This is a genomic window from Bradyrhizobium sp. P3_C3, assembly GCF_056402655.1.
The window spans coordinates 108820-129848 of the sequence record NZ_JBFUGY010000022.1 but is presented as its reverse complement, the minus strand read 5'-3'; the positions used below and the strand labels follow the sequence as shown (position 1 = coordinate 129848).

Annotated in this window: 26 protein-coding genes; 10 read left to right on the top strand and 16 right to left on the bottom strand. The window is 63.9% G+C overall.

Features of this window, described 5'->3' with window-relative positions:
- The 4 genes from AC1DW2_RS24485 to AC1DW2_RS24470 all read right to left on the bottom strand — a co-directional run.
- A partial coding sequence (locus AC1DW2_RS24485) for an alkaline phosphatase D family protein (protein WP_477007298.1) occupies positions 1–900 on the bottom strand: 900 nt, incomplete at its 3' end.
- Between the two features lie 118 nt (positions 901–1018).
- Positions 1019–1438, bottom strand: a complete 420-nt coding sequence (locus AC1DW2_RS24480) for a hypothetical protein (protein WP_477007297.1) — start codon at positions 1436–1438, stop codon at positions 1019–1021.
- A 109-nt stretch (positions 1439–1547) separates the two neighbouring features.
- Entirely contained in the window at positions 1548–2549 is a 1002-nt protein-coding gene (locus AC1DW2_RS24475) for an NAD(P)H-dependent flavin oxidoreductase (protein WP_477007296.1), read from the bottom strand.
- 62 nt (positions 2550–2611) lie between these two features.
- Positions 2612–3349 (bottom strand): SDR family oxidoreductase, encoded by a 738-nt coding sequence (locus AC1DW2_RS24470; protein WP_063986596.1) that lies wholly within the window; start codon positions 3347–3349, stop codon positions 2612–2614.
- 165 nt (positions 3350–3514) lie between these two features.
- On the opposite strand from AC1DW2_RS24470, the gene AC1DW2_RS24465 reads away from it, so the two are divergent.
- A complete protein-coding gene (locus tag AC1DW2_RS24465) occupies positions 3515–3979 on the top strand; it encodes a winged helix-turn-helix transcriptional regulator (protein WP_166350493.1) in 465 nt (154 codons plus the stop codon).
- Positions 3980–4075: 96 nt separating this feature from the next.
- Here AC1DW2_RS24465 and AC1DW2_RS24460 read toward each other — a convergent pair whose 3' ends face one another.
- The 3 genes from AC1DW2_RS24460 to AC1DW2_RS24450 form a co-directional block, all read right to left on the bottom strand.
- The gene (locus AC1DW2_RS24460) at positions 4076–4450 is read right to left on the bottom strand and encodes a PRC-barrel domain-containing protein (RefSeq protein ID WP_477007295.1); all 375 of its coding nucleotides are present in this window, start codon (positions 4448–4450) and stop codon (positions 4076–4078) included.
- 189 nt (positions 4451–4639) lie between these two features.
- Positions 4640–4831, bottom strand: a complete 192-nt coding sequence (locus AC1DW2_RS24455) for a hypothetical protein (protein WP_477007294.1) — start codon at positions 4829–4831, stop codon at positions 4640–4642.
- Positions 4815–4973 carry a hypothetical protein gene (locus AC1DW2_RS24450; protein WP_166350489.1) on the bottom strand — a complete coding sequence of 53 codons (159 nt, stop codon included), beginning with the start codon at positions 4971–4973 and terminating at the stop codon, positions 4815–4817. The genes AC1DW2_RS24455 and AC1DW2_RS24450 overlap by 17 nt, the downstream gene beginning before the upstream one ends.
- Before the next feature lie 177 nt (positions 4974–5150).
- Between AC1DW2_RS24450 and AC1DW2_RS24445 the strand changes: the two genes are divergently transcribed.
- Entirely contained in the window at positions 5151–5411 is a 261-nt protein-coding gene (locus AC1DW2_RS24445) for a hypothetical protein (protein ID WP_028148230.1), read from the top strand.
- Positions 5412–5548: 137 nt separating this feature from the next.
- Here AC1DW2_RS24445 and AC1DW2_RS24440 read toward each other — a convergent pair whose 3' ends face one another.
- From AC1DW2_RS24440 to AC1DW2_RS24430, 3 genes are all read right to left on the bottom strand, one after another.
- On the bottom strand, positions 5549–5755 hold the full coding sequence (locus tag AC1DW2_RS24440; protein WP_063984948.1) for a hypothetical protein: 207 nt from the start codon (positions 5753–5755) through the stop codon (positions 5549–5551).
- A gap of 79 nt (positions 5756–5834) precedes the next feature.
- Positions 5835–5966, bottom strand: coding sequence for a hypothetical protein (locus AC1DW2_RS24435; RefSeq protein ID WP_256376429.1), 132 nt, complete (start codon positions 5964–5966; stop codon positions 5835–5837).
- Between the two features lie 117 nt (positions 5967–6083).
- On the bottom strand, positions 6084–6278 hold the full coding sequence (locus tag AC1DW2_RS24430) for a hypothetical protein (protein ID WP_063984949.1): 195 nt from the start codon (positions 6276–6278) through the stop codon (positions 6084–6086).
- 94 nt (positions 6279–6372) lie between these two features.
- Here AC1DW2_RS24430 and AC1DW2_RS24425 point away from each other — a divergent pair, with 94 nt between their 5' ends.
- The 3 genes from AC1DW2_RS24425 (at position 6373) to AC1DW2_RS24415 (ending at position 15051) form a co-directional block, all read left to right on the top strand.
- A complete protein-coding gene (locus tag AC1DW2_RS24425) occupies positions 6373–6885 on the top strand; it encodes a DUF4142 domain-containing protein (RefSeq protein ID WP_477007293.1) in 513 nt (170 codons plus the stop codon).
- 367 nt (positions 6886–7252) lie between these two features.
- Positions 7253–13546, top strand: a complete 6294-nt coding sequence (locus AC1DW2_RS24420; protein ID WP_477007292.1) for a HAMP domain-containing protein — start codon at positions 7253–7255, stop codon at positions 13544–13546.
- A gap of 14 nt (positions 13547–13560) precedes the next feature.
- Complete coding sequence (locus tag AC1DW2_RS24415) at positions 13561–15051, top strand: sensor histidine kinase (protein WP_477007291.1); 1491 nt, start codon at positions 13561–13563, stop codon at positions 15049–15051.
- Between the two features lie 88 nt (positions 15052–15139).
- Here the strand turns inward: AC1DW2_RS24415 and AC1DW2_RS24410 are convergent, their stop codons facing one another.
- A complete protein-coding gene (locus tag AC1DW2_RS24410) occupies positions 15140–15361 on the bottom strand; it encodes a hypothetical protein (protein ID WP_028148236.1) in 222 nt (73 codons plus the stop codon).
- A gap of 140 nt (positions 15362–15501) precedes the next feature.
- On the opposite strand from AC1DW2_RS24410, the gene AC1DW2_RS24405 reads away from it, so the two are divergent.
- On the top strand, positions 15502–15759 hold the full coding sequence (locus AC1DW2_RS24405; RefSeq protein WP_071916079.1) for a hypothetical protein: 258 nt from the start codon (positions 15502–15504) through the stop codon (positions 15757–15759).
- Between the two features lie 96 nt (positions 15760–15855).
- Positions 15856–16101 (top strand): hypothetical protein, encoded by a 246-nt coding sequence (locus AC1DW2_RS24400; RefSeq protein ID WP_477007290.1) that lies wholly within the window; start codon positions 15856–15858, stop codon positions 16099–16101.
- A 91-nt stretch (positions 16102–16192) separates the two neighbouring features.
- Here the strand turns inward: AC1DW2_RS24400 and AC1DW2_RS24395 are convergent, their stop codons facing one another.
- Positions 16193–16390 carry a hypothetical protein gene (locus AC1DW2_RS24395; protein WP_477007289.1) on the bottom strand — a complete coding sequence of 66 codons (198 nt, stop codon included), beginning with the start codon at positions 16388–16390 and terminating at the stop codon, positions 16193–16195.
- Between the two features lie 5 nt (positions 16391–16395).
- Positions 16396–16617, bottom strand: a complete 222-nt coding sequence (locus AC1DW2_RS24390) for a hypothetical protein (RefSeq protein WP_477007299.1) — start codon at positions 16615–16617, stop codon at positions 16396–16398.
- A 115-nt stretch (positions 16618–16732) separates the two neighbouring features.
- Here AC1DW2_RS24390 and AC1DW2_RS24385 point away from each other — a divergent pair, with 115 nt between their 5' ends.
- Positions 16733–16927, top strand: coding sequence for a DUF3072 domain-containing protein (locus tag AC1DW2_RS24385; RefSeq protein WP_028148240.1), 195 nt, complete (start codon positions 16733–16735; stop codon positions 16925–16927).
- 69 nt (positions 16928–16996) lie between these two features.
- Positions 16997–17296 (top strand): DUF6496 domain-containing protein, encoded by a 300-nt coding sequence (locus AC1DW2_RS24380; RefSeq protein ID WP_477007288.1) that lies wholly within the window; start codon positions 16997–16999, stop codon positions 17294–17296.
- Positions 17297–17308: 12 nt separating this feature from the next.
- Here AC1DW2_RS24380 and AC1DW2_RS24375 read toward each other — a convergent pair whose 3' ends face one another.
- Together AC1DW2_RS24375 and AC1DW2_RS24370 are read right to left on the bottom strand one after the other, a co-directional pair.
- The gene (locus AC1DW2_RS24375) at positions 17309–17671 is read right to left on the bottom strand and encodes a hypothetical protein (RefSeq protein ID WP_028148242.1); all 363 of its coding nucleotides are present in this window, start codon (positions 17669–17671) and stop codon (positions 17309–17311) included.
- A 271-nt stretch (positions 17672–17942) separates the two neighbouring features.
- A complete protein-coding gene (locus tag AC1DW2_RS24370) occupies positions 17943–19478 on the bottom strand; it encodes a Do family serine endopeptidase (protein ID WP_477007287.1) in 1536 nt (511 codons plus the stop codon).
- Positions 19479–19672: 194 nt separating this feature from the next.
- On the opposite strand from AC1DW2_RS24370, the gene AC1DW2_RS24365 reads away from it, so the two are divergent.
- Positions 19673–20509, top strand: a complete 837-nt coding sequence (locus tag AC1DW2_RS24365) for a universal stress protein (protein ID WP_477007286.1) — start codon at positions 19673–19675, stop codon at positions 20507–20509.
- Positions 20510–20540: 31 nt separating this feature from the next.
- Here AC1DW2_RS24365 and AC1DW2_RS24360 read toward each other — a convergent pair whose 3' ends face one another.
- Entirely contained in the window at positions 20541–20753 is a 213-nt protein-coding gene (locus AC1DW2_RS24360; protein ID WP_028148245.1) for a hypothetical protein, read from the bottom strand.
- Between the last annotated feature and the right edge of the window lie 276 nt (positions 20754–21029).

The window sequence follows — 21029 nt, the reverse complement described above, 5'->3', positions numbered from 1 at the left end:
GCCCTGTCGCGTGCCGATGTCGCGGATCGGCATGAAATCGAAGAAGGCGCGGCGGGCGCGCGCGACCAGGCGCGGCGTGCCGTCGTCCTCATAGCCGGCGTCGTCGTAGCTGCCGGTCGGCGACCAGTCGTTGGTGACCTCGTGGTCGTCCCATTGTGCGAACATCGGCACCTCCGCATGGAACGCGCGAAAATGCTCGTCGAGATGGTTGTATTTGTAGTTGCCGCGGAATTGCGCCAGCGTGTGCGCGGCCTCGGCTTTGTCCTCGGTCACCAGATTGCGCCAGGTCTCGCCGTTCGGCAGCTTCTGCTCAGAGGGAATCGTGCAGTCGGCGTAGATGTGATCGCCGGAGTGGATGAAGAAGTCCGGGCGATTGTCGAGCATGGTGCGATAGCTGCGATAGCCGCCGCGCGAGATGTCAATGCCCCAGCCCTGCCCCGCGACGTCGCCCGACCACACGAACGAGATCGATTGTCCCGCGGCCGGCGCGGTGCGGAAATGGCCGACGCGGCTTTCGCCGGCAATGCCGGTGGCGATGTCGTCGAAACGGACGCGATAGAAGATGTCCTGCCCGGACGGCAGATCGTTCAGCAGCAGTTTTGCGGTGAAGTCGGCATCGGGTAGCGCGTCGCGCGAAGCTGACGCCATGATCGTCTTGAAACTCTCGACGGTCGCACATTCCACCTGCATCCGCGCGGGCCGGTCGGCGCGCGCCCAGATCACGGCGGAGCCATCCGAGACATCGCCGGACTGAATGCCACCTGCGATTTGCGCGCGATCGGCGGCGCGGCTGATGGATGGCTTTGCGAGTGAGCCGAGCGCGGCAACGGCGAGGCTTGAAGTCGAACGGACCAGGAACTGCCGCCGGGTCCATGCGCGCGAGGCGCGGAGCGTTGCCATTCAGGAAACCTTCGTCGAATCGCGACGGAAGGTGCCTGCGCTCCTTGACTCCTATCCTGATGGTTTCTTGACTCCGAGCCTACGGTTTTGCGACGCCCGGATGACGCGACAGACCCGGCTAGCGCTTCCAGTCGCAAATGCCGCCGGTGCGGCACGGCCAGGTCTGGATGCGGGTGTCCATCGCCTGCGCGTCCAGCGGATTGCCGTGACGATGTGCAAGCTTGGTGCGCGCTGCGCCGCGTGGCTGGACGCTCTTGGCATGAGCAACCTTCGGTTCGGCCATGTGCACGCGCCGGGCGGCAACTTTCTTCGGCACGTCGCTGGGTTCGGCCCGCGCCTGCGCCTCGTTGCCTCCCTTCGCCTCCAACGCAACCGGGGCGAACTGCGTCTCGGGCCCGAGCCGCTTCGGAGACAGCACCGCCTTGGAGAGATCGAGACCGAGATATTCGTCGGGCTTGTAGTCGTCAGCGCGCGCAATGCCGCCCCATGCGAGCACGAGGGCAACGGCAACTGCAAATGGAACGCTCTTCAGGACCACGGACGCCTCCTGAAATTGCTTATTTCAAGGGGTAATTTACTCCTATTTAGGAGGCGTCACGCGCAATTCCAGCGGCCAAGTGCCGCCGTGGTTAAGAAGTTTGGCGGTGTCAGGCGACCTTTCGCGACGCACCCGTCCCGTCCAGGAACCCCATCAGGCGGCTGCGGATGATCTCTTCCGCCTCATCCATGATGCGATCGACGAGCTCCTTGCAGGAGGGGATGTCGTGGATCAGCCCTGCGACCATGCCGCAGCTCCAGGCGCCCGCGTCCATCTGGCCGTCCAGCATGATCTTCGGATAGACGCCCGCGACCTGGTCGTGGATATCGTCGATGCTCAGCTTCGCGCCCTTCTCGCGCTCGATCTCGAGCAGACGATCGACGTTGGCGTTCTTGAGCACGCGCTCGGTGTTGCGCAGAGCGCGCATGATCAGGCGGGTGTCGAGCTCGGTTGCCGCAACAAGCGCGTTCTTCACGTTCTGATGCACCGGTGCTTCCCTGGTGGCGATGAAGCGCGTGCCCATGTTCATGCCGGCCGCACCCAGCGACAGCGCCGCGACGAGGCTGCGCCCGTCGGCCATGCCGCCGGAGGCGACGAACGGGATCTTCAATTCCTCCGCCGCGCGCGGCAGCAGGATCATGTTGGGAATGTCGTCTTCGCCGGGATGACCGCCGCACTCAAAGCCGTCGACGCTGACGGCGTCGCAGCCGATGCGCTCGGCCTTCAGGGAGTGGCGCACGGACGTGCATTTGTGGATCACCTTGATGCCGGCGGCCTTCAGCGCAGGCATGTATTGTTCGGGGCTGCGCCCTGCCGTCTCCACCGCCTTGATGCCGCCTTCGACGATGGCCGCGATGTATTCCGGATAAGGCGGCGCCGCGAAGGTCGGCAGGAAGGTGAGGTTCACGCCGAACGGCTTGTCCGTCATGTCGCGGCAGCGCGCGATTTCCTTCGCGAGCAATTCCGGTGTCTTCTGCGTGAGACCCGTGATGATGCCAAGCCCGCCGGCATTGGAGACCGCAGCGGCTAACTCGGCAAAGCCGACGAAATGCATGCCACCCTGGATGATCGGGTGCTCGATGCCGAACAGTTCGGTGATCGCGGTCTTCACGTAGGGGCCTCCCGGATTTCAGTTTCTATTGGGATCAGTCTAGCCGCAGTCTTGCTCCGCGGTCACCATTTCTCTCCGAACGGGCGGATCTCCATCTCGAAGGTCCAGGCGCTCTTCGGCTGCTGATAGAGCTGCCAATAGGCATCCGCGACAGATGACGGCGGCATCAGAAGATCGGGATTATCAAGCGCATTCGCCCCGAGCGCTTCGAGCCGGCGCTGCCGCACCCACTCGGTGTCGACGCCGGAATCGATGATGAGATGGGCGACGTGGATGTTGTTCGGCCCGAGCTCGCGCGCCATCGCCTGCGCCACCGCGCGCAGCCCGAATTTTGCGCTGGCAAAGGCAGCAAAGCCGCTGCCGCCGCGCAGGCTCGCCGTCGCGCCGGTGAAGAAGATGTTGCCGCCACCGCGCGGCAGCATCAGCCGCGCCGCTTCGCGGCCGGCGAGGAAGCCGGAATAGCAGGCCATCTCCCACACCTTCCGGAACACGCGCTCGGTAGTGTCGAGGATCGGGAAATTGACGTTGGCGCCGACGTTGAAGATGCAGACTTCGAGCGGCGCGTGCTGGTCGGCGTCATTGAGGAAGGAGATGACCTCCTCCTCTTTGCGTGCATCGAGCGAGCGCGCGTGAATCTCGCCGCCGGCGGCCTCGATGTCCTTCACCAGCGGCGCCAGCTTGTCGCCGTTGCGGCGCCCGGCAAAGACCGTGAAACCTTCCGCGGAAAATTTCTTGGCGATCTCGGAGCCGATGAAATCGCCGGCCCCGATCACGGCGGCTGTCGCGTTTCGCTTGGGCAAGGTCACCTCCTCCGGTGAGAACGGTATGTGATTGGGCCGGAGGCTATAGTTCTAAAATAGAACTGTCAAACTACAGGGGTGAATGATATTCTTTATTAGAAATAGCGCTGATCATTCAAGTCAGTTCCTTTTTCTGACTTACTACCCTTTGCCGGAGATCGCTACATGAAGTGGGACACGCTGGATGAAGAGCCCTGCTCGCTCTCCCGCACTGTCGCCGTGGTCGGCGACCGCTGGACGCTGCTGATCCTGCGCGAATGTTTTTTACGCGTGCGCCGGTTCGAGGGATTTCAGTCCTCGCTCCAGATCACGCGGCACCTGCTCTCGGAGCGACTGAAGAAGCTGGTGCGGTTCGGCATCCTGCGCCGCGTCCCCTATTCCGAGGCGCCCAAGCGCTACGAATACATCCTGACGCAGAAGGGCCTCGACCTCTACCCGATCATCATGGCGATGGTGCATTGGGGCGACACCCACATGGGCGACGAGCGCGGCCGCCCGCTGCTGCACCAGCACAAGACTTGCGGCAAGGAGTTCGACCCCGTGATGGTCTGCTCGGAATGCGGTGAGCCGCTGCATGCGAAACAGGTGCATGTGCATGCGGGGCCGGGGCGGAAGGAGGCGGTGGGGTAGAGTGGCACCAAGCAAACGCTGTCGTGCCCCGGCTTGATCGGGGCATCCAGTCGGTGGGCCGTTCCTTGCTCATCGGATCTCGCTTTCCAAGGGAGCTTACGCGAAGGGAACGCCGTAATACGAGTTGATGCCGCGGACTGCCGCGTCGTCACCCCAGTTCCAGTCGCTTCGTTCGTCGTATTTCGGCGCGCCTTCGAGCGACTTGGCGGTGATCCCGGTGACATAGCCGCCGAGCTCCGTATCGTATTTCAGCGACTGCCAAGGCAGCGGATAGTGGTCGTTGCCGAGGCCCAGGAAACCGCCGAAGCCGAGCACGGCGTAGGAGACCTTGCCGCTGACCTTGTCGATCATCACGCGTTCGATCGAACCGATCTTGTTGCGATCGGCGCCATAGACCGATGTTCCCTCGACCTTGTCGCTGCCGATCAACCTGCCCATCTCGCTGCGGTCCAACTCGCCTTGTTTCAGCATTCCAATTCTCCAGTCAGCCAACGTGTGAACCAACCGGGTCGGCGAGCGAACGTTCCGGCGCATGCTCCAGTGGTCGCATCAGGAACGCCGCCGGGAACGAGCGGTTCTCTGAGTTTCAAAACCCGCCAAACCGAGAGGCGGAAGCTTCGCATCACCTCTCGCCGCGCGGAGCACGGAAGCCAGGAGCGATCAGCGGGCGGCGGCAGCCTCCCGTAGCATCAGGAAATCATGCATCGCGGCGGCGGTCTGAAGCTGATCGATGCGCGCCATAACAGAATCGYGCTGCTGTCCATCCGGCAAGCCCGACAGTTCGTGCTCGAGCCGCAGCTGCTCTGCCTTGAGACGTTGTTCGAACGTGTGGGGCTCAGATCGTCTTCGCATCTTCCGTCCTCGGTGGTTGCAGCCCCGAGCTGTTGGCCCAGCGCTCGACTTGCTCGATGACCTTCTGATGGCTCGGACGCACCGGTTTGGGCGCCTCGGGCTCTTCCGAAAGCTTGCGAGGTAACCTGACTTCCTCCGTCATGGCCTGTTCTCCCTCTCTTCCGAAAGAATGCGCCACCGCCAGAGTTGTTTCAATAATAACTCATTGATTTTACTGACTATTCTTACTCATCTGGCGATTTTACCGACTCTTGTGGAACTCGCGCCAAACTCGTTCGTTGAGCAAACTACTCAACTTACTCACTTTGCGTGATCGACCATGAATGACCTTCGCGCCGAGCGCCTCCAGGTCATGCTCTCGCCGGAAGAGCTGGCCGCCGTCGATGACTTCCGATTCAAGCACCGCATGCCGACACGCGCGGCGGCGGTCCGCGAGCTCCTCAAGTTCGGGCTCGCAGCCGCGGGCATCGAGACGAGCATCGACCCGTCGGCAGGCATCAAATCAAGCGAGTTTGGTGTCTTTGGTCGCGGTCCCGAAGGACACGCGCCCGCGAAGCCCGAGGGCGACACCGAGGATTGAGTCTCCCACAAGCAAAACGACCCCGGCACAGTGGGGGTGCCAGGGCCGTCCTTGGAGATTGCTTCCGGCGCACCGGGGGCATGACAGCCGGAAGCAATCGGTCGACTCGTCGCGGAAGGATTTGTTCCCCGCGAGAACTAGCCGGTCGGCGCGTCGCCGGAATCGTCCGGCATCACGCCGGAGCCCGGTGTCTTGGTGTTGTCGTTGAGCTTGGGATCGCGCGTCGCTTCGCGCGACGGCGAGCCCTTCGAATCCGTCTTGTGCACGGTTTGCGCGCGCTGCTTGTCGCGCGGTTGATCTTCCGCCCGCTTGTCCTTGACGATGCCGTGGTCGGAATGCGCCATGATGTCCTCGCCTCTCCAGATGTCCTGAAGCGCTTACGCGCCGGCACAACGAATGTTCCAGCGCGCGAGGCCCGCAGCGCTAACTATGCGTGGCGTGGATTGCCGCCGATGCATTCTCCAGATGCACCTGCCGCACCGTCGTCACTGTCGCGAACGCGACCGAGACGCCAAAGGCGAGAATGAGCGAGAGAAGAGCCAGACGTGGAGCCATCGCAAAACCTCCTTCTGGAATCAAAATCAACGCGATCGACCGTTCGTGGATGATCCTGGATTGGTTGCTTGCATTCCGTGAGCGGTCTCACACGCAGATTGACGAGAATGAGAACGCTCACGCATCCTGCGTTCGGAGGACGCGGACCTTTACGGGCGGGATTTCACCGTCCAGCCAGTCCTGCTCGTTCGCCAATGCCGTCCAGGCATCCGCCATACGCAAATAGCGTTTGTGGGTGGGCTGCCCTTCCGCGCGCTCGGCGAGCTGAAGGCAGTTGTCGGCGTTATCCCTGAAGATGTCAGACTGTTTCATAGAGAAGATGTGGGAACGGAACTCTCGCTCCGCAATCGCCCTTACCGGATCGTAACGCGAGGGAACTTCGCACGCCATCGGTCATTGGAGATGCATGAGGATTCTCGTCGCGATCATCATGGCTTTCATCAGCACCTCGGCGTTCGCCGACAATATGGGTGAGCGAACGGCCGGCGACCGCGTGCCGACCGCAACCGATGTCATCACCGGCCTCTATAGCTTCAGCCGTTTCCAGCAGAGCCTGCTGGAGAGCACCGACTTGAAAGGCAATGCGGAGGTGAAAAATCTCGCGGCCCTGCGCGCCGAGGAGGCGGGCAAGCGCGACAAGACCCTGAAGCAGATTCAGGACGCGATCGGTGCGGAGCCGCACGCCGGCAAGACGACGTCAGTGAGCGCAAGCCTCGTCGAGCCCGAAAATGCGGATGGACCGACTTACGTCAGAAGCTTCTATGCCGCGCAAATCCCCGAATATGACTCCGCCATCAACCTGCTCGAGCGCTATCTGAAAGCGCCCGACAACCCTGCCCTCGCCGCCTTCGCGCGCGCGCAATTGCCGATGCTGCGCACGCAGATGAAAGATGCGGAGCGCACCATGGCAGACAAATAGCAGCCCTATTTGTCTTCCGGATGATGCTGCTGGCTCTCCGGCCGCTGGTCGCGGTCCCCGTGGTCAGCGAATCAGCGCGTGACGTGGCGGAGCTTGCGGCAGGGTCGCCAGTCACAGCCCCGCGCCCGCTGGGCGCGCCAGCCCCCTCTCCCAGGACGGCTCGGAGCTCTGGTGCAGCGGCCGGCCGGCTTTTTCCTGAACGGGATGGAACCATCGTCACTCCTCACCGTTATTTTGGCCGGGCTGAGCACGGCAGGTTCCAATTCCAAGCGCCGCAACGTTGGCGCTTGATTTCGAATTTGGCTGACGCTCTATTTTGACAACTGCGTCACGCCTTGGATTCGGCCGACGCCGCGGGGGAATCAGTATGAGCGACCTCGATCCCGGAACTGCATCACGCTCCGGTCGTCGCGTCCCAAAGCCAAAAACCAACGGTATGTCGGACCCGGATTCGCGGCCGGAATTGCTGCTTGCCTTGCAGGCCATGCGCAGCGGCGATTTTTCGGTGCGGATGAGCGGGGACTATCTCGGCATCGACGGCAAGATCGCCGACACTTTTAATGAAATCATCGCCGCCAACCAGCGCATGGCGCAGCAGCTCGAGCTGGTCGGTCAGGTCGTGGGGCGCGAGGGCAAGACCCGCCAGCGCGTGAAGTTCGGCCTCGCCAGCGGCTCCTGGGCCGACATGGAAGGCTCCGTCAACACGCTGATCGACGACCTCCTGTGGCCGACGCGCGAAGTGACGCGCGCGGTCGCGGCTGTGGCGCAAGGCGACCTGCTCCAGACTGTTAAGCTGGACGTCGACGGCCGCCCGCTGCGCGGCGAATTCCTGCAGTCGGCGACCATCGTCAACACCATGATCAAGCAGCTCGGCGTGTTCACCTCCGAGGTGACGCGCGTGGCGCGCGAGGTCGGCACCGAAGGCAAGCTCGGCGGCCAGGCCCAGGTGCCTGAGGTGACCGGCGTCTGGAAGGATCTGACCGAGAGCGTCAACTCGATGGCGAACAACCTGACCAACCAGGTTCGCAACATCGCCGAGGTCACGATCGCGGTCGCCAACGGCGACTTGTCCAAGAAGATCACCGTCGACGTCCGCGGCGAGATCCTTCAGCTCAAGGAAGCCATCAACACGATGGTGGACCAGCTGCGCTCCTTCGCCTCCGAAGTGACGCGCGTGGCGCGCGAGGTCGGCACCGACGGCAAGCTCGGCGGCCAGGCGATCGTGCCCGGCGTCGCCGGCACCTGGAAGGACCTCACCGACTCCGTGAACGCGATGTGCGGCAACCTCACGGCCCAGGTCCGCAACATCGCGAACGTCACCACCGCCGTGGCGCGTGGCGACCTGTCGCGCAAGATCACGGTGGACGTGCGCGGCGAGATCCTGGAGCTGAAGGACACCATCAACACCATGGTGGACCAGCTCAACTCCTTCGCCTCGGAAGTGACCCGCGTCGCGCGCGAGGTCGGCACCGAGGGCAAGCTCGGCGGCCAGGCCCAGGTGCCCGGTGTGGCCGGCACCTGGAAGGACCTCACCGACAACGTCAACTTCATGGCGTCGAACCTGACCGCGCAGGTCCGCAACATCGCCGACGTCGCGACCGCCATCGCCGGCGGCGACCTGTCGAAGAAGATCACGGTGACCGTCTCGGGCGAGATCCTTCAGCTGAAGGAAACGCTCAACACCATGGTGGACCAGCTCAATGCGTTTGCCGGCGAAGTCACGCGCGTCGCGCGCGAGGTCGGCACCGAGGGGCGGCTCGGCGGTCAAGCCAACGTGCTCGGCGTCGCCGGCACCTGGAAGGACCTCACCGAGAGCRTCAACTCGATGGCGTCAAACCTGACCGCACAGGTCCGCAACATCGCCGAGGTGACGACGGCGGTCGCGGGCGGCGATCTGTCGAAGAAGATCACCGTGGACGTGCGCGGCGAAATCCTGGAGCTGAAAGACACCATCAACACGATGGTGGACCAGCTCAACGCCTTCGCCGGCGAAGTCACCCGCGTCGCGCGCGAGGTCGGCACCGAAGGCAAGCTCGGCGGCCAGGCCCAAGTGCGCGGCGTCGCCGGTACCTGGAAGGACTTGACGGACTCGGTCAACTCGATGGCCTCGAACCTGACCGGTCAGGTCCGTAACATCGCCGAGGTCGCGACCGCCGTTGCGAAGGGCGACTTGTCGAAGAAGATCACCGTGAACGTGTCGGGCGAAATCCTTCAGCTGAAGGAAACGCTCAACACCATGGTGGACCAGCTCAACGCGTTCGCTGGCGAAGTCACGCGCGTGGCGCGCGAGGTCGGCACCGAAGGCAAGCTCGGCGGCCAGGCCCAGGTGACGGGCGTCGCTGGCACCTGGAAGGACCTGACCGACAACGTCAACTCGATGGCGGGCAATCTCACCGCCCAGGTCCGCAACATCGCCGAGGTCGCAACCGCCATCGCCGGCGGCGACCTGTCGCGCAAGATCACGGTGGACGTCCGCGGCGAGATCCTTCAGCTCAAGGACACGCTGAACACGATGGTCGACCAGCTCAACCGCTTCGCGGGCGAGGTGACGCGCGTGGCGCGCGAGGTCGGCACCGAAGGCCGGCTCGGCGGTCAGGCCAACGTGCCCGGCGTCGCCGGCACCTGGAAGGACCTCACCGACAGCGTCAACTCGATGGCGGGCAACCTGACCGCACAGGTCCGCAACATCGCCGAAGTGACCACCGCCGTGGCGCGCGGCGACTTGTCGCGCAAGATCACCGTGGACGTGAAGGGCGAAATCCTCGAGCTGAAGAACACCATCAACACCATGGTGGACCAGCTCAACGGCTTTGCCGGCGAAGTGACGCGCGTGGCGCGCGAGGTCGGTACCGAGGGCAAGCTCGGCGGCCAGGCCGAAGTGCCCGGCGTTGCCGGCACCTGGAAGGACCTCACCGACAACGTCAACTTCATGGCCTCCAACCTGACGGCCCAGGTCCGCAACATCGCCGAGGTCGCGACCGCAATCGCCGGCGGCGACCTGTCGAAGAAGATCACGGTGGACGTGCGCGGCGAGATCCTGCTGCTCAAGGACACCCTGAACACGATGGTGGAGCAGCTCCGCTCCTTCGCCGCCGAAGTGACGCGCGTGGCGCGCGAGGTCGGCACCGAGGGCCGGCTCGGCGGTCAAGCCGTCGTGCCCGGCGTCGGCGGCACCTGGAAGGATCTCACCGACAACGTCAACCTGCTCGCCGCGAACCTCACGACGCAGGTCCGCAACATCGCCGAGGTCACGACCGCCGTGGCGCGCGGCGACTTGTCCCGCAAGATCACCGTGGACGTGAAGGGCGAAATCCTCGAGCTGAAGAACACCATCAACACCATGGTGGACCAGCTCAACGCGTTTGCCGGCGAAGTCACCCGCGTCGCGCGTGAAGTCGGCACCGAAGGCGAGCTCGGCGGCCAGGCCCAGGTGCCCGGTGTGGCCGGCACCTGGAAGGACCTCACCGACACCGTCAACTTCATGGCGGCGAACCTGACCGAGCAGGTCCGCGGCATCGTCAAGGTGGTGACCGCGGTTGCGAACGGTGATTTGAAACAAAATCTCACCGTGAAATCCAAGGGCGAGGTCGCGGCGCTTGCCGACACCATCAACAACATGACCGAGACGCTCGCGACCTTCGCCGATCAGGTGACGTCGGTGGCGCGCGAGGTCGGCGTCGAGGGACGGCTGGGCGGCCAGGCCGACGTGCCCGGTGCCGCCGGCACCTGGAAGGATCTCACCGGCAACGTCAACCTGCTCGCGGCCAACCTCACCTCGCAGGTGCGCGCGATCGCGGAAGTCGCGACCGCCGTGACCAAGGGCGACCTGACGCGGTCAATCCAGGTCGACGCCCGCGGCGAAGTCGCCGAGCTGAAAGACAACATCAACACCATGATCACGAACCTCCGTCTCACGACGGACGTGAACACCGAACAGGACTGGCTGAAGACCAACCTCGCCAAATTCACCAACATGCTCCAGGGCCAGCGCGATCTCACTACCGTCGGCCGGCTGCTGCTGACCGAATTGTCGCCCCTGGTGAACGCCCATACCGGCGTGATCTACCAGGTCGAGAACGAGGATAGTCCGCGGCTCCTGCTGCTCGCCTCCTATGCCGGCGACGGCGTCTATCCATATCAGCGTGTGCTCCCGCTCGGCGACGGCCTGATCGGCCAATGCGCCCTCGACAGACGGCCGCGCGTCATCGCCGACATTCCACCCGACGTGGTGCCGATCAACTCGGCGCTGTTCCGCGTCGCGCCAAAGAACCTCGTCGTGCTGCCGGTGCTGTTCGAAGGCCAGGTCAAGGCGGTGATCGAGCTCGCCTCGCTGACCTCGTTCACGACCTCGCAGATGACATTCCTCGAGCAGCTTACCGACTCCATCGGCATCGTGCTCAACTCGATCGAGGCGACGATGCAGACCGAAGGCCTGCTCAAGCAGTCGCAGCAGCTTGCCGGCGAGCTTCAGACCCAGCAGCGCGAATTGCAGCAGACCAACGACCAGCTCGAGCAGAAGGCGCAGCAGCTCGCCGAGCGCAACGTCGAGGTCGAGCGCAAGAACCAGGAAATCGAGCAGGCCCGCCGCGCACTGGAGGAAAAGGCGACCGAGCTCGCGCTGACCTCGAAGTACAAGTCCGAATTCCTCGCCAATATGAGCCACGAGCTGCGCACGCCGCTGAACTCGATCCTGATCCTGGGACAGCAGCTCACCGACAATCCGGATGGCAACCTCTCGGCCAAGCAGGTCGAGTTCGCCCGCACCATCCATGGCGCCGGCACCGACCTGCTCAACCTTATCAGCGACATCCTGGATCTCTCCAAGATCGAATCCGGCACGGTGACGGTCGACGCCGAGGAGATTCTGACTGCGAACCTGCTCGAGACCGTCGGGCGGCCATTCCGGCACGAGGCGGAAAACCGCAACCTGTCGTTCAAGATCGACGTCGACCCGAACCTTGCCCGCAGCATCGTCACCGACTCCAAGCGCCTGCAGCAGGTCCTCAAGAACCTGCTTTCCAACGCCTTCAAGTTCACCGCCGAAGGCGAGGTGCGCCTGAAGGTCGTCGCCGCGGTCGGCGGCTGGGGCACGGATCATCCGGTGCTGAACTCCGCGCCGGCGGTGATCGCGTTCGAAGTGACGGACACYGGCATCGGCATTCCCCTCGAGAAGCAGAAGCTGATCTTCGAGGCGTTCCAGCAGGCGGACGCCGGCACCAGCCGCAAATACGGCGGCACCGGTCTCGGGCTTGCGATCAGCCGCGAACTCGCAAGCCTGCTCGGCGGCGAGATCCATCTGCGCAGCGCGCCCGGCAAGGGTTCTTCCTTCACGCTCTATCTGCCGCTGAAATATTCCGGCCCGACGCTCGCGCCGCGTGCGCCCGCGCCGCAGCAGTACAGTCAGCCACCGGCGTTGCAAGCGGCTGCACCCGAACAGCAGCGCGTCATCGAGCAGATTGCCGACGACAGGCTCAATCTCGAGTCCGGCGACACCATCCTGCTCATCGTCGAGGACGATCCGCATTATGCCCGCGTGCTGGTCGATCTCGCCCGCGACAAGGGCTTCAAGGTTCTGGTCGCCGCGCGCGGCGCGGAGGCCCTGGAGCTTGCGAAGCAGTACCAGCCGCGGGCCGTTTCGCTCGACGTGTTCCTGCCCGACATGCTGGGCTGGACGGTGCTGAGCCAGCTCAAGCACAATCCGCTGACCCGCCACATCCCCGTGCAGATCATCACGCTCGACGAGGACCGGCAACATGCGCTGGCCCGCGGCGCCTTCTCCTTCGTCAACAAGCCGACCACGACCGAGGGCGTCTCAGCCGCGCTGACGCAGATCAAGGAATATGCACGGCCGCGGCGCAAGCGGCTCCTGATCGTCGAGGACAACGAGGCCGAGCAGCTCTCGATCCGCGAGCTGCTGCATCACGACGACATCGAGATCGTGACGACGGATACCGGCGCCGGCGCGCTCTCGACGCTGCGCGAGGCGCCCTGCGATTGCGTGGTGCTCGACCTGCGGCTGCCCGACATGAGCGGCTTCGAGGTGCTGGACCAGATCCGCAACGACGAGAGCCTGTCGAACGTTCCGGTGGTGGTCTTCACCGGCCGCGAGCTCTCGGCGGAGGAAGATGCGGAACTCCACACCATGGCGCGCAGCATCGTGGTCAAGGGCGTGGAATCGCCGGAGCGCCTGCTCGACGAGACCGCCTTGTTCCTGCATCGCGTGATCACGGAACTGCCGGTCGAGAAGCAGCGCATGCTGGAGAAGCTGAACAGTTCCGACGAAGACCTGATCGGCAAGACCGCCCTGCTCGTCGACGACGACGCCCGCAACATCTTCGCGCTGTCGAGCGTCCTGGAACGGCGGGGCATGAAGGTGCTGACGGCCACGACCGGCCGCGAGGCGGTGACGCTGGTCGAATCCAATCCGGAGATCGCCATCGTGCTGATGGACATCATGATGCCGCAGATGGATGGCTATCAGACCATCGGCGTCATTCGCGAAAATCCGGCCTTCGCCCGCCTTCCGATCATCGCGCTGACAGCCAAGGCGATGAAGGGCGACCGTGAGAAATGCCTGGAAGCAGGCGCGTCCGACTACCTCGCCAAACCCGTCAACACCGATCAATTGCTGCTTGCAATCCGCATGTGGCTGCACCGCTGAGTTTGGATCCGCGAATGGACCACGAAAAGGTCAACATCCTCCTCGTCGACGACCAGCCGGCCAAGCTGCTCGCCTACGAGGTGATCCTGAAGGAACTCGGCGAGAACCTCGTGATCGCATCATCGGGCCGCGAGGCGCTGGAGGTGCTGCTCAAGACCGAGATTGCGGTGATCCTGGTCGACGTCTGCATGCCCGAGCTCGACGGCTTCGAGCTCGCCGCGATGATCCGGGAGCATCCGCGCTTCCAGAAGACCGCGATGATCTTCATCTCGGCGATCCAGGTGAGCGACATCGACCGCTTGCGCGGCTACGAGATGGGCGCGGTCGATTACGTGCCGGTGCCGGTCGTGCCGGAGGTGCTGCGCGCCAAGATCAAGGTGTTTGCCGAGCTCTACCGCAAGACGCGCGAGCTCGAACGGCTGAACCAGGAGCTCGAAGACCGCGTTCGCGCACGCACGGCCGAGCTGGAGAATTCCACCGCGAAGCTGCGCGAGAGCGAAGAGCGGCGCAGCATGGCGATCGCCGCCGGCAAGATGGGATCGTGGGACTGGGACTGGGTCAACGGCGACTGGATGTGGGACGAAGGCCAGTACCGCATCTTCGGCGTGACGCCGGAGACCTTCAATGTCACCTCGGCCAACATCCAGGCGCTGCTGCACCCTGATGACGTCGACCAGTTCGGCCAGGCGATTGCCGCGTTCAATACCGGCGCGCACGCCTATGAAGGAGAGTTTCGCGTCAGCCGGCCCGATGGCGATGTGCGCTGGTGCGTCGGCACCGCGGCCGCGACGGTGGACCAGGGCGGCCGCGTGGTGCGCGTGAGCGGCGTCACCGTGGACATCACCGAACGCAAACGCGCGGAAGAGAGACAAAACCTGCTGGCCCGCGAGGTGGATCATCGCGCCAAGAACGCGCTGGCGCTGGCGCAATCGATCGTGCGCCTCACCCGCGCCGACGAGGTCAAGGCTTACGTCAACGCCGTCGAGGGGCGCATCAACGCGCTGGCGCGTGTGCACACGATCCTGTCCCTGTCGAGCTGGCAGGGTGCCGAACTCTCGAGGCTGATCGACGAGGAGCTCGCGCCCTACTCGCTCGGCGGCCAGATCAAGCTGGCCGGTCCGGAAGTTCAGCTGGCGCCGGCAACAGCGCAGACGCTGGCGCTGGCGTTGCATGAGCTTTTCACCAACTCGGCGAAATATGGCGCGCTCTCGACGCGGTCGGGGCGGCTCGCGATCGGCTGGCAAGTCGAGGACGACCACCTCACACTGACCTGGGACGAAACCGGCGGCCCGCTGGTGAGGACGCCGAAATCCCGTGGCTTCGGCACGCGGAGCCTGCTTGCCAGTGTGGAATCGCAACTCGGCGGACAGGCGGAGTTCAACTGGCGTCCCGAAGGCCTGCTGTGCCGCCTCGAGGTGCCGCTGACGCGGAAGACCGTAGCGCCGTCGGCCGCGAGCAAGTTCGACGCGGCTCCGTCCGAACCCCTTCAGCGGGCCTCAGGCTAGAGCGTTTGCGAGCGACGTGGGCTCCGGTTCGCGCGCAAAGACAGGAATCTGGAGCTTCGGCCCTGATTCAGTCAGAACCGATCATGCTCTAGCGCGTCGCGGCAACCCTCATGCGCTGCATTGCCTGCGGTTCGTCAGCGACACGTCCTTCCAGCCAGGCTTCCGTTTGCGAAAGCTCGCGCAGCGCCCGCGCGTAACGGCGGGCTGCGCTCCGCTCGGCGCCGCGCGGCAGCTTGCGCGCCTTGCGCAGCATGTCCGCTGCCGCGTTGCGATAGGCCAGCGAGCGATAGAGAAAGACGACCTTACCCATATCGAATGTTCCCGTGTTGATGGCATTCATCCTCGCAAGACCGCCATGAACGTCGGATGAAGCGGGGAATGACAAAATCGTCATGAGAATGGAACCCGCAATCGTCGCATGCGTTTTATGCCACACCGCGAGGCGGTTCCATGCGCGGGAAAAAGTCGCCGAGCCTCATCTCTCCGACCGGCGTCATCAAGCTGATGACGCATGCGATGATGGGCGCAGCCCTCGGCCTTGTCTTCGGTCTCGCCCTCGTCCTGTTCAATCCGGCCGTCGCAAATTTGCTGAGCCACGGCGGACATTCGGCCGCCATGGTCTTCATCATCACACTGGTGACGACGTTTGCGATCGGCGCGACGCTCACGGGCCTCGTGTTCATCCTCGCCGAAGACAAGGAATTTTGAAGCGCGCGTGACGCGCACCGAGCGCTTTCGTTCGGAACTCCTGCAGCAAATGGCGGTTGGCTGCCTGCGTCAATTTAACTCAGGGAGTTCCCGCGCATGAAAACCACCAAGCTCGCTCTTACCGTGATGTTGGCAACTGGCCTCGCCGCCACTCCGTTCGCCGTGCAGGCCAAGTCGCATAAGGCCAAGCATGGATCCGCGATGTCCTCGTCGCAGACCACGGGCGCCAACACCAAGTCCTCCAAGGGCGCTGATCCCTCCGGTCAAGGTGGTTCTGGCCCCGGCTCCGACCAAGGCGGCACCATGACGAACAACAAGGGCGGCATGAGCAACACCAAGTGAGCTCCGGCCGACCATCAAGGGCCTCGCGGCGACGCGGGGCCTTTCGCTTTGGAGCTGGAGCTGGATTCGGAATCCTTTCAGCGTCAGATCGCTAGAGCTGCCGTCCCGCAGCATTCGCCTTCACGAGATGCTCGAGCTGTGCACGTTTGCGTGCGATCAGAAGCTGCGCTGCGGCATCGTCGAGACCCTCGCGCTGCAATTGCCGGATGGCGGAGCCGAGTTCGAGAATTTCGGCGCGCAGTTTTAGAATCCGGTACGTGTCCGGGCTTCCTCCACCGCACGCTCCCAAAATTCTCAGCGGCGCGCGATCACGCGCAGCGGACTACCGGATGTCGTTGCAGGACGAAGGCGGACCCGCTCGCGGACGTCAGGCAGGACATCGCCGCCACCGGCCGCCTTCCATTCGCCGATCAGCAGGTTAATTTTCCGGCGCAGATCCATCTGCGCCAGGGCCTTTTCTTTGCAGTCGCGGTCGCGATCGACGAGGTCGCGCACAGCCACCTCAATGTCGGCCATTTCGAGCCTCAAGGCGCTGATTTTGCGTCGAATTTCATTAATTCTGTTGTCCATGGCTTGTTAGAACAAAATAAGAACATATAGTCAAGTCACGATTTGAGAACGGAGAGGCCAGATGCAGGTTCAGGGTAAATACGACGCCAGGGTTTTCCTCACGGAGCAGATGACGCGAGCGCAGGGGCTGAGGCTGAAGCGTCTGAGCGAGGAGGCCTATCAGCCCACTCAATACGATCGGGCTCTGTCCTCGACTGAGGCTGCGCGCCGCATTCGAGCGCTGGAAGACGAGATCGAGTTGGCGAACTCCTTCTGAGGGGCCCGCCGCGCATTTGGAACGTTGGGTCAGTGATGCGGTTCTTTCCCGGGCCAAGGGAGAGAGTTGATGGCACGCAAGGCAAAGAAACGCCGCTACTCACGCAGCGCCAGCAGTGATGTCGAGCGCGAGATGCGCCGTTATAAGAAGGGCACCGCGAAAAGCGGCCCCGGCGGTCGTGGCGGACGCGTGAAGAGTCGCAAGCAGGCGATCGCGATCGGCCTGTCGGAAGCGCGCGCGAAGGGCAAGAAGGTCCCGAAGAAGGCGTCGAAGCGAAAGACCTCCAAGAAGAAGACGGCCAAGAAGACAGCCAGGAAGACGACCAAGACAACGAAGAAGACCTCGAAGCGCAAATCCAGCAAGCGGTAACGCCCACCCGCGTCAGATCATGCTGCCCGGCATGAAGCAGCGGATCGAAATCCCGAACGCAGTCTTCACCGGCCACACCATGGTGTGGCCAGCCCGGTTTGGCTCGGTGATGACGGCCTCATCAGGCACGTCCACCCACTGCCCGTCGAGCCGCACGCGATAGTGCCCATCGTGCGATTCCCAATCAGGGTCGGATACAGCAAAGCCATCTGCATCCGAGCAGCAGGGCCCGAGATGGCTGCGCAAGCTGTCGAACCAGGGTTTCAGCGGCGAGTTGGCGTAGCGGCCATCGTCGCGCCCCAGGGCGCTTCCGGTCGTCAGGACAAGCGGCGCCACAAGCAGCGCACACCTCAGCGAGAGCTTCAATCGATCCATGTCGGCACCGATCAAATGCGAACCACCGGTTCCACAAGAAGGCCGGGCGTTCGAAGTTCCACTCCTGCAATTCGCCTGGGCGTCTTCATTGACGCCAAAGCCCAACACGTGATTCCGAACTGTGACGAGCGAACGCGGCTTTTTCGGACGAACCCGTCATCAACGCTGCCGTTAACGAGAATGTTATCGGCACCTGTGGGAATCTTCCAGACGCGCACGAAAAAGGCGGCCCCCAGGCCGCCTTTTGAGTCTACCGCCGGAAGCGCGAGGCTTAGGCCAGCGGCACCGCGACGAACCGCGTCGCTTCCTGGCTCTTCACCTGCAACAGCACGCTGTTCTTGCCGGATGATTTGGCCTGCGCCAGCTCGGAGCGGACGTCACCGACATTGGCAACGGCCTTGCCACCGACATTGAGAATGACGTCGCCGGTCTGGATGCCGCGCTGCGCGGCGGGTCCCTGCGGATCGACCTCGGTCACGACCACGCCCTTTTGGCCCGCGCCCTGGACGTCGCCGGCCGGCGCCAGGCTGAGACCGAGGCGCGGCGTGCCGGTGTTCGGCTGCGCCTTGCCCTCGCCGGCCTTGGCCTGCCGCTCGTTCGGCAACTCGCCGAGGGCGAGTGTCACCGTCTTGCTCGCGCCTTTGTGGAAGACGTCGAGCTTCACGGACGTGCCCGGCGCCAGGGTGGCAATGGTGCGGGCGAGATCGCGGGAGTCCTTGATCGCGGTACCGTTGACGGCGGTGATGACGTCGCCCGCCTCGATGCCGGCCTTCGCCGCGGGGCTGCCGTCCTGCGGATTGTCCACGATCGCGCCGCGCGCCTCCTTGAGGCCGAGGCTGTCGGCGATCTCGGCGCTCACCGGCTGCACCTGCACGCCGAGCCAGCCGCGGGTGACCGAGCCCTTGTCCTTCAGCTGCGCGACGACCAGCTTCGCGGTCGAAGCCGGAATGTCGAAGCCGATACCGACCGAACCGCCGGAGGGTGAGAAGATCGCGGTGTTCACGCCGATCACATTGCCGTTCATGTCGAAGGCCGGACCGCCGGAATTGCCCTTGTTGATCGGCGCGTCGATCTGGATGAAGTCGTCATAGGGACCGTTGCCGATGTCGCGACCGTTGGCCGAGACGATGCCGGCGGTGACGGTGCCGCCGAGGCCGAAGGGATTGCCGACCGCGACCACCCAGTCACCGATCCGCGGCTTCTGGTCGGAGAATTTAACGAACGGGAAGTCCCTCTTGCCATCGACCTTGATCAGCGCGAGATCGGTCTTCGGATCGGTGCCGACCACCTTCGCGGTGTAGCTCGTGCCGTCGTCCATGGTCACCTGCACCGACTCAGCGTGATCGACGACGTGGTTGTTGGTCACGGCATAGCCGTCGGCGGAGATGAAGAAGCCGGAACCCTCGCCCGTGATCATCTGGTGGCGCTGGCGCGGCATGCCGTTCATGCCACCCGGGCCGCGGAAGCCGAACTGCCGCGAAAACTGGTCGAACGGCGAATCCTCGTCCGAATCCATCCGGTTCTGTTGCAGCATCGCGCTCTTGTCATTGTCCTGGTCGATCTTGACCCGCACCGAGATGACGGCGGGTTTGACCTTGCTGACGAGATCGCCGAAGCCCGGCGGCGTCGCGGCGGCTTCCGCCGCCTGGGCCGGCCCGATGAAGGAATTCAGACCGAACTGCGAAGAGGCGGGAGAGGAAGCGAGCACGGCCACGCCAAGCGCGGCCACGGTGCCCAGCAGCGCAAGCCGGCGCGGCTTCAAGATCTTGCGGGACGTGGTGGTGTCGGAATTGACGCGATCGTTCATGTCGAAATGTCCATGTTGGGTAAGTCGCCTTGCACCCAACATGGACATCGTCACCTTACGGCGTCCCGTCCGTCCGATTAAATCTTGGCAAAGGTGCCGCGAAAATCAGGGCTGCACATTTGACGCAGCTCAACACAGGCCACGTGCGCCGTGATAGACTGCGGCCACTGGATGATGTCCATCGGAGGCACGCCATGTACAAAGACATTCTCGTCCACATCCCGACCGAGCGCCCGATGCACGCGGTGATCGACGGCTCGATCTCGCTCGCGGCGAGACTCAACGCACACGTCGACGCGATCGCCGTCGGGTACGTCGCGAGCAGCACTGCCTACGTCCTGGATGGCGGTGCCGCCGTAGCGGCCGTGTTCGAGATGGAGCGCGAGCGCGCCGTGGAGCGCGCCGAGGCCGCGTTGGCGATATTTCGGAGCGAAGCCACGAACGCCGGCATCTCCTGCACCTGCCACCCGCTCGGCGCGATCCCGGCGGACGCAGCCGGCTCGCTCGGCGAGATGGCGCGGCTCCACGATCTCAGCATCGTGCTGCAGCCCGATCCGAAGCAAGGCTCATTCGACAATGATATGCCCGGCGAGATCCTGTTCCAGGCGGGCGGACCAGTGCTGTTCCTGCCCTACACCTTTCGTGGGTCATTCAGGGCGAACCGGATCGGCATCTGCTGGGATGGCAGCCGCCTCGCCGCCCGCGCGATGCGCGACGCCGCTCCCTTCCTGGCCCGCGCCGAGGAGATCGTGATCATCACGATCAACGAAGCCGACGCGGTTCCCGACGAGGTCTCGGCAAGCCATCTGGCAAGACACCTCGGCCGGCGCGGATTGTCGACCCGCACGGTCAGCCTGTCAGCGGCGCGCTCCGACATCCAGCCGACCATCCTGTCGCTGGCCGCCGACGAGAGCCTCGATCTCCTGGTCATGGGCGGCTACGGCCACTCGCGGTTGCAGGAGCGCTTCCTCGGCGGCGTCACCCGCGCCATGCTGGAAGCCATGACGGTCCCGACGCTGATGTCGCATTGATCGAGAGATGATCCGCAACGGACCGACGCCTTCACGCCGCGGCGGGGGTCTCAAAGGGCGCGGTGGCGATGGCGTCGTCCTCGGGTTGCGCATTGCACGCGTCGAAATGCGCCTTCAGCGCAATCTCGGCGAGGTATTCGAAATGTTCGGCTTGGCCAAGGAGTTGCCAGTTCTGGAGCGGCCGATAGGCCGCCTGCTGACGACAGAGAGACGCCAGCGCCCGGTAGCGACGTACGTTCTCCATGAGACCCTCCCTCGCATTCACTGAGCTTATTGCCCTGATTTACGTCAGGCCGATGGCGGTTATGCAAAACATTTACTGCGTGCGAGGCGCCCCGCGCAACCTGGGTTAACGTCTGGGAAACGCGCAGGCCTCCATTGGTTCCTATCGGAGAACTCCACGTGGAACTCATTGGCCAGGCGTAGCGCTGGCGCGCGACGGAGATGCCGATCAGATCAAGATACCGTTCGATCGATTCCGGCCACCCGATGAGATTGCCCTGCATTTCTGCGCAGAACT